Origin of the sequence: Aliinostoc sp. HNIBRCY26 (genome assembly GCF_050235535.1) — a bacterium.
In the GTDB taxonomy this organism is placed as follows: Bacteria; Cyanobacteriota; Cyanobacteriia; order Cyanobacteriales; family Nostocaceae; genus Trichormus.
Map to the genome: position 1 here is coordinate 2,611,007 of NZ_CP189852.1, position 14,925 is coordinate 2,625,931.

At 40.8% G+C, this 14,925-nt stretch carries 8 protein-coding genes; 4 read left to right on the forward strand and 4 right to left on the reverse strand.

All coding sequences use genetic code 11. The features are described 5' to 3' along the window. Positions 1–346: 346 nt before the first annotated feature. Positions 347–2,107: a hypothetical protein gene (locus ACQFX9_RS11100; RefSeq protein ID WP_427162044.1), complete on the forward strand. Its 1,761-nt coding sequence runs from the start codon at positions 347–349 to the stop codon at positions 2,105–2,107. Between the two features lie 115 nt (positions 2,108–2,222). On the opposite strand, the gene ACQFX9_RS11105 is transcribed toward ACQFX9_RS11100, so the two are convergent. Then, a complete protein-coding gene (locus tag ACQFX9_RS11105) occupies positions 2,223–3,113 on the reverse strand; it encodes an SDR family oxidoreductase (RefSeq protein WP_427162045.1) in 891 nt (296 codons plus the stop codon). A 104-nt stretch (positions 3,114–3,217) separates the two neighbouring features. After that, positions 3,218–3,967 carry a tetratricopeptide repeat protein gene (locus tag ACQFX9_RS11110; RefSeq protein ID WP_427162046.1) on the reverse strand — a complete coding sequence of 250 codons (750 nt, stop codon included), beginning with the start codon at positions 3,965–3,967 and terminating at the stop codon, positions 3,218–3,220. A 355-nt stretch (positions 3,968–4,322) separates the two neighbouring features. Here ACQFX9_RS11110 and ACQFX9_RS11115 point away from each other — a divergent pair, with 355 nt between their 5' ends. Further along, complete coding sequence (locus tag ACQFX9_RS11115; RefSeq protein WP_427162047.1) at positions 4,323–5,681, forward strand: pentapeptide repeat-containing protein; 1,359 nt, start codon at positions 4,323–4,325, stop codon at positions 5,679–5,681. A gap of 81 nt (positions 5,682–5,762) precedes the next feature. On the opposite strand, the gene ACQFX9_RS11120 is transcribed toward ACQFX9_RS11115, so the two are convergent. Further along, a complete protein-coding gene (locus ACQFX9_RS11120) occupies positions 5,763–10,631 on the reverse strand; it encodes a CHAT domain-containing protein (protein ID WP_427162048.1) in 4,869 nt (1,622 codons plus the stop codon). A gap of 203 nt (positions 10,632–10,834) precedes the next feature. Between ACQFX9_RS11120 and ACQFX9_RS11125 the strand changes: the two genes are divergently transcribed. Continuing rightward, positions 10,835–12,685, forward strand: coding sequence for a tetratricopeptide repeat protein (locus tag ACQFX9_RS11125; RefSeq protein ID WP_427162049.1), 1,851 nt, complete (start codon positions 10,835–10,837; stop codon positions 12,683–12,685). A 335-nt stretch (positions 12,686–13,020) separates the two neighbouring features. Here the strand turns inward: ACQFX9_RS11125 and ACQFX9_RS11130 are convergent, their stop codons facing one another. Beyond that, positions 13,021–13,689, reverse strand: a complete 669-nt coding sequence (locus tag ACQFX9_RS11130; RefSeq protein WP_427162050.1) for a class I SAM-dependent methyltransferase — start codon at positions 13,687–13,689, stop codon at positions 13,021–13,023. 290 nt (positions 13,690–13,979) lie between these two features. On the opposite strand from ACQFX9_RS11130, the gene ACQFX9_RS11135 reads away from it, so the two are divergent. Then, complete coding sequence (locus ACQFX9_RS11135; protein WP_427162051.1) at positions 13,980–14,888, forward strand: sulfonate ABC transporter substrate-binding protein; 909 nt, start codon at positions 13,980–13,982, stop codon at positions 14,886–14,888. Positions 14,889–14,925: the final 37 nt, after the last annotated feature.

The window sequence follows — 14,925 nt, forward strand, 5'->3', positions numbered from 1 at the left end:
TCTAACACCAACTTGCGGGTATTGTCTTGGACTGGCATTATTGTTTTCTCGGTAATTTTACTTAAGATGGGATTGGGGCTAATCAATTCAAAATTCAAAATTCAAAATTCAAAATTAAAGATTCCGTTCCCTGTTCCCTGTTCTCTATTGACTATTGACTATTGACTATTGACCCACACTTGAATTTTTCGTGACAACGCCAAATTGTGTGTTAAAAAATTGGTCTATTGGATTTTTATGACTAATGGTTGGTTAAACTGTGCATCCGCCTTCAATCAACGAAAAATCTCCATTTGAGTCCGTTAAAGATAAAAAACATCATATAGAAAACCAGCAGGAAAGCTCTATGACAGTAGCAGTCCAGCAGGAAGATTTGCAAATTTTAGCCAGAACCTTACAGGAACAATTCCTGGCGGAAGTCCCATCTGGTGAAGTTTTCCACATTAAGTGTGCTGTCAACAAAGACGAGTTGATGATTCTGATTCAACACCCAGTTGGTATAAATGTTGACACTGAGCAAGTTTTTTCTGTTATTGAGGAAGTGTTGCATTCGCTAGCATCACATAATGAGCAACGAATTCAATGCTTTTTGAGAATGGTAGGGGAAAAACTGCCTTATGCAAAACGTTCTTTGAATATTAAAGTTCCTGAACCAGTAGAAACCCCAGTTGCAGAGGATGAGGAAGTACCTCAAGAGGAATCTGCTTCTTCCTCGATGGAATTTCCCCTGGCTTATTCGCCGCCAATTAGTCAATCAGAAGATGAAGAAGAAGAAATCTTTGACCCTTTAGCGGGTTCACCAGATTTATTAACAACTCCACACCGTAGACCTTTTCCTTTGATGTTTTTGGGTGTGGGGTTGATAGGAGTGCTTGTGTTTGGTAGTGCGGGTGCTTATGTGGTAACTCGTCCTTGTGTGATGTCTGAGTGTGAAGAACTGCAAGCCGCAACCAAACTAAAAACTGAGTCTAGACAATTACTCAGTCGTGCTAAGTCTGACCAGGATTTAGCTGTCATTACAGAACAGCTGAACAAAACTAGTGAAGCTTTATCAGTGATCCCCTGGTGGTCATCGCGTCATCAACAAGCAGAAGAACTCAAATCTGGTTTGTCTGCTCAATCAGAAAAAATTAGTCAGGTGCTACAGGCTTTACAGGCTGCTGCTGTTGCAGAGCAAAAAATGCGAACACCCGCGAAAAACCCAGAGGAATTAAAAGCTAGACAAAACCTCTGGAGACAAGCGATCGCGCCTTTAGAAGCGATTCGTCCCAATAATGACCTTTACCGATTGGTTTCACCCAGGTTATTGAAATATCGTGCCAGTCTCAAAACTATTAATCAACAATTAGTAGCAGAAGAAAAATGGCTGAAAAAGTTGGTGGATGCTAAAGCTGTGGCTAATGTCGCCACACAGCGAGAAAGTGCGGCTCAAAGTCTGAAAGAGTGGCAAAAGGTACAGTCTACTTGGCAAATTACTATTAATGCCTTGAATGTTATCCCTCAGACTAGTCCAGCCTACCAAGAGGCACAACAACTGTTACTGGAGTATAAACCTAAATTAGCCAGAGCGCGCGATCGCGTCACCCTAGAAGAACTAGGCGCAAAAAATTTCCAGCAACTTACCAGCATTGCTAGACAAGCTAAAGCTTACGAACAAAAACAGCAATGGCAAGCTGCTGTTATCTATTGGGAACAGGCTTTACAGGCGGCTAAACAAATCTCGAATGATAGTTTGTACTATAGTCAAGCTCAAGGTCTGATTCCTGGATATTCTGCTGCGCTCAAGGAAGCACAAACAAAACTAGAACTAGATAATGCTTGGCGACAAACTCGTGTCGATTTAGAAAAAACCTGCTCTAGTAACATCAGAATCTGCAACTTCACAGTGGATCAAAAGGGAATTATTGTCAGAATTACCCCTGAGTACGAACGAATTCTCCAAAATAGTATTTCTGAAGATACTAATAATAATTCCGGTGCGATCACTGATATCGCCAATCATTGGCAAGGTCTACAAGACGCGTTAACGGTCATTAGTGAAAATGCCAGTTTACCTTTATTTATCTATAACAATCAAAATCAGGTAATTTATTTACGTACACCATAATGCCAATTCGCAATTCGCAATTCGCAGTTCGCAATTCGCAATAAAAATGCTAAAATAGAGTTCGTAGTAAGGACTTTAGTCCTACTTTGAGAACTAAAATTCTCACTACAAACCTTTAATTATTTGCCATGTTGTAATCAGAATACAGGGCTGATAATTCTTCTTTAATAAAAAGGGGTTTGTATCCTAATTTAAAGGCTTGATAACTATTTAAGGAGACATCCTTTGGTCTTGGTGCAGCCATTTTGACATCTGTTTGTAGACAGCCTTGTAATCCGGTGTTGGGAAGTTGGAAAACTTCAACTAAAATTCTGCCGAAATCATAGCGGGAGATTCTTTCTTTGCCGCCTAAATGAATGATGCCATTGACTTTTTCTAAGGCTAATAATAAACCCTGTGCCGCAGTATTAGCACTGGTTGGTGTGCGAAATTCGTCAATAAATAACTTGAGTTCTTTTTCCTGTTTTAAAATCTCAATAAATGGCTGGATAAAACTGTTAGCAGTAGGTGTGGCATTCCCAAACATTAAAGGCATTCTGCACACTGCTGTCATGGGGTAGCGTTCTAGCATTCCTATTTCTGCCATGACTTTTTGCTCACCATAAATATTCACAGGACAAGTGGTATCTGTTTCTTGATAAGGTGCGTTTAAACCATCAAAAACTAAGTCAGTGGATGTAAAAGCACAAGGAATTTGATAGTCTGCACAAAGTCCAGCAATATTACAAGATGCGGTGACGTTAATTGTGTATGATTCTTCAGGATGAAGCTGACAAAAGTTGGGTTGTGAAGAAGCAGCTGTATGAATTACTGCATCTGGTTTAATTTCACTGAATATCTGCTTAATTTCAGCAAAGTCTATTAAGTTTAATTTGCTTAATTTAACACCTGGAATTTCTATATCATGGGAATAATATGTCCCATAAACTTCCCAATTCTCTTTAGCTATTCTGCACAAATGCCATCCCAAAAATCCGCTTGCTCCGGTGATTAAGAGTTTTTTCATAGGTTGGGGATTGGGGACGGATAAATTCAAAATTCAAAATTCAAAATTCAAAATTAAAGATTCTGTTCCCTAATGACTAATGACTAATGACTATGGACTAATGACTATTGACTATTGACTACCGCCCTAAATTCTTCACTGTTACGTACTTTATCAAAATCTGGGTCAGTTTTTGCTAATTCTTGATATTTATCAGGAGCAAGTTGTATGGCTTTTTGTAAGTTTTGGGTTGCTAATTTGACATCACTAAGTAAGGCGTAGGTACAAGCCCGATTATAGTAGGCTTCGGGTTTATCTGGCTTGATGGCGATCGCTCGCTCATAGGACTTTAACGCTTCTGGATAGCGTTGCAGTTTACTAAGGGAAATTCCCCGATTAATCCAGGCTGCGGCTTTGTCAGGTGCAAGGGCGATCGCTTTGTCGTATGCTGCTATTGCACCTTTATAGTTTTGCCAGGTCATTAACACGTTACCTCGGTTATACCAAGCTTCATCCTGTTCTGGCTGGAGGGCGATCGCTTTGTCGTAGGATGAGAGAGCGTCTTTATACTTTTGTAAAGATGCTAGGGCATTACCTCGGTTAATCCAAATATCTGCATTTTCTGGTTGAATGGCGATCGCTTGATCATACATCCCTATAGCGTCTTGATAGCGTCGCGCATCTAATAGATGATTTCCTTGTACAAATAACTTTTCTGCCTGTTTACTATCTTGTGCTTCAGCAACAAATTGGGAAACATTAATTTTCTTGACCACTTCCTGAGTTTTGGCTGTAGATGCGTTTAGATCCCCACTACACCCAACAGTCAAGCAAGTAATAAAACCACAGGCAATTAAGCCACGCCAAGAAGCCATGCTGTAACGACAGAACTCATAAAACAATGTTAAAACTACCCATTTTTTAGAATCGTATCAACTATCACGAATGCGTTTAGATAGTTTTGTGTTTGTTTTGACAGTTTACTGTTTGTAACAATATGTTGGGAAATTATACACAACAGTAGCATATTTTTACTGATAAAGGAATAGTCAACAGGGAGCAGGGAACAGGGAACAGTTTTTCTCATCTCCTACCTTGTCTACCTTGTCTACCTTGTCTCCCCAATCCCCAATACTTCGACAAGCTCAGTACAAGTCCCCAGCCCCTATACCCTTAATCTTTCAGAGGGAATACTTTAGGTAATTGACTTGCTGGTGCAAAATAGTAGACATGACGATTGAATCTAACTCTTCTAAACCCCTAAACCCAGAATCGGGACTTGATGATGACTTGCAACCGGATGATTTTGATGGCGCAAGTCCAGGTGAAGAAAATCGCCTGACATCAGAAACGCTGGCTACACAGCAAGCCTTGGCTGCTATCTCGTCTTTGCAATCTCCGCAAAATACCGCAGCCTTACAAAAGGCTCGTTCTAGTTTTTCTATTAGCCGCAAGCCTCAATTAACAATTAAGCCTAGAGCATTGTTAATGACTGTGGTAGCGATCGCCATGACTTGTGTTGGCGTAGCTCTGAATAATGGGATTATCGGTGTGGTGGGAACGGTGTTAACGTTGCTGCTATCTTTGTTAATCCTTTGGCCTTGGATCAAGTATCTAGTCCAGGAACGGTTATCTGAGCAGAATAGAACTATATTTATTGCCTTGATGGGGTTAGTAGTCGCGTTCATTGGGGCGTTGAAGTTTACTGGTGTGAGCGATCGCTTGCTGCTGTGGGGTAAACGGGTGAACTGGGATGCGTCGGGAACTTTGGCGGAATGGTTCGGTGCATTAGGACAAATTTTGATTGCGGTTATTGCTGTGTTTGTAGCTTGGCGACAGTACATTATTTCTAAAGACTTGACAATTCAGCAAAATCTGCTAACGGTGCAGCAAAATATTATTACCCAACAACAAACCATCGACTCTTATTTTCAAGGCGTTTCTGACTTGGTGCTGGATGAAGAAGGATTACTAGAAGACTGGCCACAAGAAAGAGCGATCGCAGAAGGTCGGACGGCAGCAATTTTTAGTAGTGTTGATGGTAGTGGGAAAGCGAAAATTTTGCGTTTTTTGTCCCGTTCTAAATTACTTACACCCCTAAAACGCGATCGTCGTCTCGGTAGAGCCATTCTCAACGGTGTTGGCGGCTATGCAGAAGACCGTTTAGAAGGCGTGCGGGTGATAGATTTAGGCGTGATGTTAGCAGCAGCAGACCTTGCTAACACAGATTTACGCTGGACGGATCTGAGTGAAGCCAATCTTGTCCGCGCTAACCTCAGTGGTTGCGATTTAGTTAAAGCCAACCTTTCCCGCACAATTTTATATGATGCGGATTTAAGTGGTTCTGACTTCAATGGTGTACGCCTATTCTATGGCTCACTAGAAGCCGCATCACCCCGCAGCCGCACTGAACCCCCAGACTATGAGACTGGCGAATATACAGGTGCAGTAGTGGAAAACGCTGATTTTAGCAATGTCCAGAGAATGTCTGATGCCAATCGTTATTACTGCTGCGCTTGGGGTGGAGAAAAAACCAGAAGCACAATTCCTGGCGGTTGTGAAGGCATTCCCAATCAGTTGGGAAAATGATTACGCTACTAACTCAGATAGCAATTCAGAAATATTTAACTGTTGACTATTGACTATTGACTATTGACTAATAACTAATGACTACCAAGGATTCCCAATCATCGTAAAGGCAGACCAAAAGTAGGGATGACTGATATCTTTGTCACCTAGTTCGGCTAAAATAGGGGGTAAAATCACACCTCCCCTGGTGGTTTCTAGTCTACCGTTTTCTAAACGTACCTCCCCTTTGAGGGCTGCTACTTGGGCTTGGCGGAGGGCTTCGGCTTTGATGGGGGCGGTTTTTAAACGGTTGTAAAATTCACTGATTAAACCTAATGTCCCTTCGTCGGAGACATACCACAAACTAGCTAAGGCAGACTTAGCACCGGCTTGCACTGCAAAACCAGCAAAGCCTAACTCTGCTTCCTCATCTCCAAGGGCGGTACGACAAGCACTTAATACTACTAATTCTACCGGCGGATCATTCCAACCTAGTCGGCGGATTTGATCCATTTGCAATTGTGTATCCCACAGTTGAATATAGGAGTTACTAGGCGCGCCTGGTTTAAATTCGCCGTGGGTGGCCAAGTGGATAATCCCGAAGGGCGTTCGCTGGCGTTGGGTTTGGAGATTTTTCAGGGTAAAGGCTTCGTTGAGAAAGGATTTACCTACCCACAGGCGGGGGGTGATGGTGTTGAGTTCTGTGGGTACGGCTGGTAAAGGTTGCTGGTTGGTGAATTTTGATGCACCCATACTTAAAACTTGGGCTTTCCTCACATCTACGTATTTGGTATCGGTGAGGCTGAGACTAGGCATTAAGCCGACGCTATATTTTTCTACGAGATATTGTTTACCATCATAAAGGGCGGCGATGGGTAGCGATCGCAATCCGCTATCCATGATAAACACTAAATTCTGCACACCATATTTTTGTAGTTCACCTTCGATGGGTTGAATTAGCCATTCATATAATTGCTGGCTGGATTCTATATAGTCTTTTCGCAAGCTAGGATCTGTGATGCGGCTTTTAAAGATTCTCGCTACAGCTAATATTTGCGATCGCGTGATGGGTAAAACTTTGCGGACTGGGTTATCCTTAGCTGTGACTACTATTAATTCTAGGCGATCGTCGTCAGATTCAATTTCTAGTGCTTTGTTGCTTGCAGCTTGATTGGGATTAGCCAACATCTGCGGTACAAAACTCACGTAAATTAATGCAGGTTTTACACCCGTCGCCGTTTCAATGTCTTGTAAGATGTTCTGGGCTGTATTGGTATTGGCAATTCTAGGGAGAGATGTTTTACCCAAGTATTGCTGAACTTTATTGGTGAATTTTTCATCAATTTCGGGAACGATTTGATTCACCACCGCCTGTGGAGTGACGACAGTAGGAGAGGTGGGAGAAATTTTTTCTAAAATTGCAGGGTTAGGAGAATTGTCTGGAATGACTGGTGTGGGTGTCGGCGTTGGTGTGGGTGTTGGTGCGGGTGTTGGCGCGGGTGTGGGTGTTGGCGTTGGCGTTGGTGTAACTTTAACAGTAATATTTTGCTCAGATGAGGCAGAAACGCGATCGCTAGCTGTAATACTAAAGGCTGTAATGTCACCAGTCGCATCAGTTGGTGGTGTGTAAATTAACGTTGTATTTGCATCTAATGTTGTTCCTGGTGTAATAATTGTGCCGTCTGCTAATGTTAAAGTGCCGCTTTTTAATGCTGTAAAAGTTATGGTGTGGTTATCTAGATTGACATCATCACTTGTAACATTTAAATCACCAAAATTAAATGTTATGGACTTATTGACTTCTGTGCTGGGAATATTACTATTGGCGGTGACAGTCGGCGGACTATTAATAGATATAATCCTAATCCCACTGGGAGTATCACTAGCTATTCCACCATTTTCTAAAACCGGAAATATATTAACTGGTGAAGTTGGGGTGATTGCAGAATTACCTGTATTAATACTACCTAATGTACCGTTTTCGCTAGAATCACCAACTATGAATGGTACATTATCAACGCCACCATCATGTTGAATTTCCACCTCACCGGAAAGACTATCTCCCACAGTCAAGATAGTATTACCAGGAAATTCCCTATCAATCACTAATCCTAATCCCTTGACGACTCCATTAGCTAAAACACTCACATCTCCGGCGTTAGCATCACCAAAATCTGTCGTTTGAGCTTTAGTGTTAATACTAGTAAAAGTAATATTTTTACTTGATAGTAAATTAACATTTCCTGCTGTCAGTGTGCCGTAACTACTATTGGCAAAAGTACCAATGATATTTGTCGTGAGATTACCTGTAGCTGTAATCCTCACTGAACCCGCAATGTTAGTATCGGAAAAACTAGAATTGGGGCTAAGTAATGATGTATTAATATTCCCTGTAGAAACATCTCCTCCAGATGTGATATTAATATTGCCAGCCGTAAGATTGGCAAAACTCATCATGCTGGCTGATGAATCAAGATCACCTGTTGTGACATTACCACCGGCTTGAATATTAATTGCACCACTGGTCAAATTCTCTGAATTAGAATCACTAGTAGAAGAATTAATATTACCTGTTGTCACATTACCAAAAGCTTGAATATCAACTAAACCAGCCACAACATCATCAGGTACTTCATCAAAGAAACTCGCGGAAGAATTAATTTCACCTGTAGAAATATCACCACTCACTGATTGTAAAATTACACTCCCACCAAGTGGATAAATTGAACTAGACACACTTGTACTAGTGTTAATATCACCAACTGTAATATTAGCTGGCGTAGATGAACCGCCAGGGCTATTAAAGACAGTTCCCGATTGTGTAGTAGGAGGAACGTTAGCATTAGATTCTAAACTGCTTAAACCAGCTCTTAAAATTAAGGCTGGTTCATTAGCTAAAATACTTTCATCGGCGGAACAAATACCATATGGACAAAGTGTAAAATCTGGATTATTAATTGTAATATTACCTGCTGTAATACTACCTGTAGATTCCACTTTTAAAGCGGGTCCAGTGTAGTCACCAAAGGTAACATCTCCATTAGCACTAATAATTGGGTCATAAAGACTGATAAAATTACCCTGATTACCCTGATTATTGAGAATAGAAAACTTACCGCCACTAGCAAAGTGAGTATCTAGAGAAATCTTGCCATTGCTAATTAAAGTTAAATCTCCGCCACTAATAAAACTTGTGCGATTGAGATGATTAATAGCTAATATGTCAATCCCTGCATTACCTTGTAGTAACAGATTATTTCCGGCAATTATAGAAACATTATTTGTGGTGCTATCACGCACTATAACAGAATTATTCGCCAGTAAGTTTAAATTATTAGTTGTGGTAATTTTGGTTTCTGGTAATATTAAATTATGATGAGCTAGCAAATTCACTGTTTGAGCATTGGCGTGTTTTACTATCACATCATTACGATTTACTGGCAAACCAGAACCAACTAATTCTACTTCGCCGAGATGATTGACTATTAGTTGGGTTGCATGATTTACTCCGCCACCAGTCAACAGGTTCGCCAGGGAATTTTGGTAGTTATTGAGATTAGTAGCCGGAGGTAAAATTTCTAAACTTAAAAGATTACCAGGTATACTTAGACGGACTAAACTAGAACCAGGAACAGCCGCAACATTAATATTTCCACCTGGCGCAGAAAGTTCGCCTGTACTGACAACAGTAGAACCTAATAAAGTTAAGTTATTACCTGGTGTCACAGCCAGATTAGCTGTATTAATAATCGTTCCGTTTGAGTTAGCATCAAAGACAAAACTATTAGGTGTTCCTAGCAGATTGGCGTAATTATTCCAACCCTGGGTATGAAAATAACTATTACTATGACTAAAGCCAATCTGATTGGCGGTAGTGGCGGTAAATGAAGCGGGAACATTTAAGCTAGCATGGTTGCCGAAAATAATACCATTGGGATTAATTAAAAATAAATTAGAATTACCACCCGTGACTTTAATTAAACCATTAATATAAGAAGCATTACCACCCGTCACACGCCCTAAGATGTTTTGAATCGATGGTTGAGATAGAAAATTTGCTGTTTGATTGCTATCCAAACCAAACTGTGAGAAACTGTGAAAAAGATTGGCGCGATCGCTACTCAAACTCCCGCCACTAATATCAATCTGATTTCCTTGGTTATTCACAATCGTACCAGTACCATCATTCGCTGGTGTAATGGATTGTGCTTGAGCAATACTAGGAAATAAACCCAATAATAAAAAAATACTAACTAAACTGGTTCTTGCTTTCTGAGATTTACGCCTTTGTTTGGCTTTCTCTACAGCCTGACGAGCATATTTAGCCTGTAAAGCTGTATATTTAATAGATAAATTTTCTGAATGATGACGATAATAATATAGTGGTTTAAAAATATGTTCAACTTGACTAACTTCTGACAGGCGTAGACATAAATCATAGTCTTCTGCATATCTTATCGATGTGTCTATTCCACCTGCTAAATCAAACACTTCCCGCCGCATTAATCGGAAGTGAAATGTCATAAACTTATTTAATAGTTCTTCACGATGATAAGGAATGAGACAACGATAACCATAACTGATAATACTATTTTGCCTATCAATATCTAAATAATCGGTGTACACCCAACCAATATCTGATTTTGCATCTAACACCGCAGCTGTTTCTTGTAATGCGGTGGGTGCTAACAAATCATCACTGTCCACCCAACCAATATATTTACCACGAGTTTGGGCGATCGCTGCTTTTATAGCCTTGGCCGTTCCCTGATTTCTAGATGCTACCACCCGCACCCGATGATCATACTGTTCATACTCACGCGCGATCGCTAGAGAATTATCTGTAGAACCATCATCCCAAATCAATAATTCCAAATCTGACCGAGTTTGAGCTAAAACGCTAGCAATAGCAGCACCAAGATAATGCTCCCGATTATAAACGGGAATCACAATCGAAATCACTGGATTCATAAATTTTGATTAAATTTTTCTTTCTACTTAATTATCGTATTTGGCTGCATTTTGTCATGTTCTAGCCTGAGTAATATTTGATGTTTGCAAATGTTTGCATAGTATCAATTAATTCCTGAATTTTGCTATATTTTTATCTGTGTTGCATTTCAGCTATATTAGCTGTAAATAAAATTAACTAAATTTAATTTTTCATAATTTATATGCAAAGATTCTTCGCCAAAACCCAAAAGCGGCGGACATTCACCAGGGAAAAACTCTACTATTTACCAACGTCAAATAACAAGCCTGCATTAAAACTCTATGTGCCGGTGGTGGAGTTTAGCAATCAGATAAAATCTCATCCATCTTTTCCCAAAATATTTTTCCGCAAAGGTTATTTACTCAGCTTCATATTGTTATTGATCACTGGGCTAATACCCACAGCCTTATTAGCCCAAGAAAAACTAGAACTAAAAGACTTTGATTATTGGGAGAGTTTTTGTAAACTCTTAGGAGAGGAAAAGAAATACGAAGAAGCGATCGCAGCCTGTAATCAAGCCATTGCACTTAAACCAGAAAATGCTGAGATTTGGGTACTAAGAACCGATATTTTAATTAAACAAGCCAAATATAGCGAAGCTTTAGTATCAGCAGAACGCGCCTTGCGTCTGCAACCAAAATATGCCTTAGCCATAGCCCAACGCTGTCAAGCCTTGTTAAATTTAAATAAATATGCCGAGGCGAATGCAGCCTGTGATTTAGCTTTGCGTGCTGATGGTAATTGGGGTGATACCACAGCAGAATTAGCTTGGTATAATAAGGGAACCGCCGAAAGTAAATTAGGCAAATTCTTGGAAGCTACAGACTCATTTAACCAAGCATTAAATCTCAATTCTCAAAACTCTTTAGCCTTGGTGGGTAAATGCCAAGCCTTAACAAATTTAGCAAGATTATACGAAGCAATTGAAACCTGCGATCAAGCCATCAAAGCTAATCAACATTGGGGCGATAGTTCACCGGCGATCGCTTGGTATCATAAAGGATTAGCACAACAAAAAAATGGTCAAATAGAAGAAGCGATCGCCTCATTTGATCAAGCCATAGCCATGAATCCCAAAGATGCAGATATCTGGCTTACCCACGGAGAAGCCTTAGCCAGCGTCGATAAACCCGCACAAGCTAGTGTTTCCTTTGAATTTGCGGTAAAATTAAGCCCTAACTATTCCTTGGCATTAGCTCATCAAAGTGCCACATTTAACAAATTAGGCAAATATAAAGAAGCTCAAGCAGCCAGTGAACAAGCCATCCAAGGTGATAACCGATGGGGTAATACAACTCCCGCACTAGCTTGGGAACAGCGCGGAATTGCGTTAGCGGGAATGGGTAACTATGAAGAAGGATTAGCTTCAATTGATCGCGCCATCGCCCTCAATCCCAACTACGCCGAAGCCTGGAACAATCGCGCCGTCACCCAATGGTATTTAGGTAGATATTCCCAAGCTATTGCTAATAGCGATCGCGCTACGACTATTAACCCTAAATATGCCCAAGCCTGGTTTAATAAAGGCAGAATCCTCAAAAGTTTAGAACGCTATCCAGAAGCACTGGCAGCCTACAATAAAGCTATAGAAAATAGTAAATCTACAGAAAATACACTACTAGCCAATAGCTTGGCGAATCGGAGTGTAATTCTATGGCATCTCTCACGCAATCAAGAAGCCTTAGCCTCAGCCGATCGCGCCATTGGCATCAATCCAGAATTATCTTTAGGATGGTATAACCGGGGTATAGTGCTATTGAACCTCAGACGTTACCAAGAAGCCTTCACCGCCTACAATCGCGCCGACACCCTTACACCAAATGACGCAAATATCCTCTTAGGGAAAGGGATAGCTTTATTAAAACTAGGCAAATTAGAAGATGCGATCGCTGCATTTACAGCCACATTAGCACTAGATCCAAAAAACACCATAGCACAAACTAATCAAACCATTGCCCAGGAAAAATTAAAACAACAGCAAGAACAGCAACAACCAAAGTTACCAGTTATTCCCGAAAAGCCACAGAATTAACCCTCTTTTGTTACCTTCGGCAGAGAATAATCTGAAACCCCTATCTTTAACCCTTTTTTCAACAAGGGGATTTAAATGACAAAATAAGGATGCGATCGCACAATTCATTATTTTGTTTAGCGTTCAAAGTAGGGACAGTATTTTTCTCTCCCCGTAGTAACAAAAGAGGGATTAAGCTGTAGTATTTTAAATTTGCATATTATATCGTCGCAGGGGGCAGAGGGCAGGGAGACAAGGGAGACAAGGGAGACAAGGAAGTTGAGAAGAATCAACAATTCCCAATCCCCAATCCCCAATACTTCGACAAGCTCAGTACAAGTCCCCAGTCCCCAATCTTAATGGCGTTTACGTGCTAAAGTTAGCCCATCTGCGATCGTAATCAAACTAATATCTATGCGATCATCTTGGGCTAGTTTACTGTTAAACTCCCGAATAGCGACGGTAGCTGTATCTTGTACTTCCGGTTGAGCCACTTTTCCAGACCACAATACATTATCAATTGCAATTAAACCACCAGGCCTAACCAACTGTAATGCTAGTTCGTAATAGCGATAATAATTTTCTTTATCAGCATCAATAAAGGCAAAATCAAAGGTTTCTGCTTGATTTTGTGCTAACAACTGTTCTAAAGTTTCCGTAGCTGGCGCAAGATGCAAGTCAATTTTATCTGCTACTCCCGCTTTTTCCCAATAGCGACGAGCCACAGATGTAAACTCCTCACTGACATCACAGGCTACAACCTTACCATCTGGTGGCAGTGCCAAAGCAACACTCAAAGAACTATAACCCGTAAATACACCTACTTCCAAAGTTTTCTTCGCACCAATTAGCTGTACCAAAAATCCCAAAAATTGCCCTTGTTCTGGTGCAACCTGCATATTGGCACGGGGATGATTAGCAGTTTCCTGGCGCAGTTGTAATAAAATTTCCGGTTCGCGCAGGGATACAGACAACAGATATTGGTACAAATCATCTGTCAAACTCAGTTTTTTGCCAGTAGACATATTTTTAGTAGTGATCAAGAGTTACAAGCTATTGTAGCTATTTATCTATATGAATATTTTACCACAAAAGTACGGCAAATCGCTCAAAATATCGTAGTATTTATTGTGGTTATGTAATCACTGTGCTTATGTGGAGTCAGTTTGTATCGCCTCAATGGATGAAGAGAGTCAAAAACTTCCTTCAGAATTATCAGATATCTAGAATTCATCAATTTATTTACTGCTTTACTTTGGGACTAAGTTTGAGCTTTGTTGTTTCGGCTTGTTCCCCTGGCAATACAAACAACTCTGTGGTCACACCCACAACAAACTCCAGTCCCACAACACAAGGTGTTGCAGTTCGTATTGGTTATCAAAAAGCAGCCACTATTCTCAACACGATGAGAACCAAGGGAGATGTAGAAAAAGCTTTAACTGCTGCTGGGGCAAAGGTGACATGGACAGAATTTCCCGCCGGGCCGCCGATGCTAGAAGCGATGAATGCAGGTAGTATCGACTTTGGTTATACAGGAGAAGCACCGCCTATATTTGCCCAAGCTGGAGGAGTTCCATTGCTGTATATAGCTTACGATCCTTGGAGTCCCAAAGCCGAAGCCATAATTGTGCCGAAAGATTCACCGATTAAAACTGTAGCGGAACTCAAAGGTAAAAGAGTCGCCTTCGCAAAAGGTTCTAACACTAACTATCTAGTAGTCAAAGCCTTAGAAGCAGCTGGACTAAACTACACTGACATCAAACCCGCCTATCTCACCCCCGCAGATGCCCGTGCAGCCTTTGAAGGTGGTAACGTTGATGCCTGGGCAATTTGGGATCCTTTCTTGGCAGCAGTTGAACAGGCTACAGGTGCAAGAATTCTCACAGATGCCACAAATTTAGCACCCAATCGAGGCTACTATCTGGCGAGTCAAGCCTTTGTAAATTCTCACCCAGAGGTGTTGAAAACCCTGTTAGATGAAGTCACCAAAGTCGATAAATGGGCAGCCAATAACCCCCAAGAAGTAGCTAAATTTCTAGAACCAGAATTAGGCATTCCCGCCGCCGCCTTGGAAGTTGCCGAGAAACGCCGACAGTACGGAGTTCTCCCATTAACCGATGAAATAATTAGCAAACAACAAGATATTGCCGATACCTTTTACAAAATCAAACTCATTCCCAAGCAAATTCAAGTAAAAGACATCGTTTGGCAAGGCAATAAATAAGGAAAAAGTCAAAAGGTAAAAGATTGTTTTTGCCTTT

Excerpts from the sequence above, each read along its gene's own strand:
- ACQFX9_RS11110 (WP_427162046.1), bottom strand. The coding sequence starts at position 3,967 with ATGGCTTCTTGGCGTGGCTTAATTGCCTGTGGTTTTATTACTTGCTTG.
- ACQFX9_RS11120 (WP_427162048.1), bottom strand. The coding sequence starts at position 10,631 with ATGAATCCAGTGATTTCGATTGTGATTCCCGTTTATAATCGGGAGCAT.
- ACQFX9_RS11125 (WP_427162049.1), top strand. The coding sequence starts at position 10,835 with ATGCAAAGATTCTTCGCCAAAACCCAAAAGCGGCGGACATTCACCAGG.
- ACQFX9_RS11105 (WP_427162045.1), bottom strand. The coding sequence starts at position 3,113 with ATGAAAAAACTCTTAATCACCGGAGCAAGCGGATTTTTGGGATGGCAT.
- ACQFX9_RS11115 (WP_427162047.1), top strand. The coding sequence starts at position 4,323 with ATGACGATTGAATCTAACTCTTCTAAACCCCTAAACCCAGAATCGGGA.
- ACQFX9_RS11100 (WP_427162044.1), top strand. The coding sequence starts at position 347 with ATGACAGTAGCAGTCCAGCAGGAAGATTTGCAAATTTTAGCCAGAACC.
- ACQFX9_RS11130 (WP_427162050.1), bottom strand. The coding sequence starts at position 13,689 with ATGTCTACTGGCAAAAAACTGAGTTTGACAGATGATTTGTACCAATAT.